The sequence below is a fragment of the Collinsella sp. AF23-2 genome (genome assembly GCF_003459245.1).
Lineage (GTDB): Bacteria > Actinomycetota > Coriobacteriia > Coriobacteriales > Coriobacteriaceae > Collinsella.
This window is the reverse complement of the sequence record NZ_QRVG01000049.1, coordinates 1-1,363: the sequence shown is the minus strand read 5'-3', so window position 1 is coordinate 1,363 and position 1,363 is coordinate 1. Positions and strand designations below refer to the sequence as shown.

At 64.8% G+C, this 1,363-nt stretch carries 1 protein-coding gene; it reads right to left on the bottom strand.

Features of this window, described 5'->3' with window-relative positions:
• Positions 1-57 precede the first annotated feature (57 nt).
• Positions 58-1,248 carry an IS256 family transposase gene (locus DWY03_RS09940; RefSeq protein ID WP_117648577.1) on the bottom strand — a complete coding sequence of 397 codons (1,191 nt, stop codon included), beginning with the start codon at positions 1,246-1,248 and terminating at the stop codon, positions 58-60.
• Positions 1,249-1,363: the final 115 nt, after the last annotated feature.

Genomic DNA, 1,363 nt, shown 5'->3' with positions numbered 1-1,363 from the left:
GGGTACCGTCAAGATTCTTTCGCAAATTGATCGAGGCGGCCTCGGCCCCGCCTTGCTCTAGCCCTCCGCCTTCTTGCTCAGCTCGTCCATCTCCTCCAGCTTCGACATGTCCAGGTACCTCCTCTTGCCCCATTCGTGCTCCACGATGTACTTCAGCCTCGCCGTCACCAGCATCAGGGCCGAGTTGCCGTCCGGGAAGGTCCCTACGACTCTCGTCCTCCGCCTGATCTCGCGGTTGATGCGCTCGATACCGTTATTGGTCCGGATTCTGCGCCAGTGCTCCGGCGGGAAGTCCGTGTAGGCGAGAGTCTCGGAGAAGCCGTCGCGCACCGTCCTCGCGGCCGCGCCGAGCCTCATCCCGTCCAGCTCGTCCGCCACCTCCGCCGCCTTCCTCGAGCACGCCTCGCGCGATTCCTGCGCGTGAATCGCCTTCAGCATGCGCGCCACGGCCTTCCTCCTGGTCACGGGCACCCTTCCCAACACGTTTCGGTAGAAGTGGACCGTGCAGCGCTGGTAGCGTGCCCCGGGGAACACCTCCTCGAGCGCACCGAGCATCCCCGCGCACTTGTCGCCGGTGACGAGCCGCACGCCGGAGAGCCCGCGCCCCCTGAGCCACGAGAAGAACTCGCGCCACGAGTCCGCCGACTCGGTGTAGCCCTCCGCGCAGCCGATGACCTCCCGGTCGCCGGTGGAGTTGACGCCGATGGCCACCAGAACGGCCACGTTCTCGTAGGACCCTCCCCAGCTGCGCTTGAGGTAGATGCCGTCGACGAAAACGTAAGGGTAATCGCCCTCGAGCGGCCTCTGGCGCCAGGCCTCGATGGACGCGAACGCCTTCTCGTTGAGGTTGGAGACGGTGCCGGAGGACACGGGCGCTCCCCAGAGGAGTTCGGAGACGTCCTCGATTCTCCTGGTCGAGACGCCCGCGAGGTACATCTCGACGATGGCCTCCTCGACCGAAGTCTCGCGCCTGCGGTAGCGCTCGATAACGGCCGTCTGGAAGGTCGCGCCGCGCAGCTTCGGCACGTTGAGCTCGACCTCTCCTGCCCCGGTGACGAGCTTTCTCGCGTAGTGGCCGCTGCGGTATGCCTCCCGGCCTGCCGTCCTCTCGTAGCGCCCGGCCCCTACGAGCTCGGACGCCTCCTCGTCGAGCAGCGCGTTGAGCGTCTCCTCGACGGTCTTCCTCACCAGATTCTTTATGTCCTTGCGCAGCGACTCCTCGTCGACTGTTACGATGTTCGCAGACACGGCCCGTGCCCCTTTCGTCGTTGATTTGTTGTTTAGCCGCTAGAAATCATATGACGGGGCGCGGGCCGTGTTCCGCTATGCGGTTGTCAATTTGCGAAAGAAATTATGCGTCACC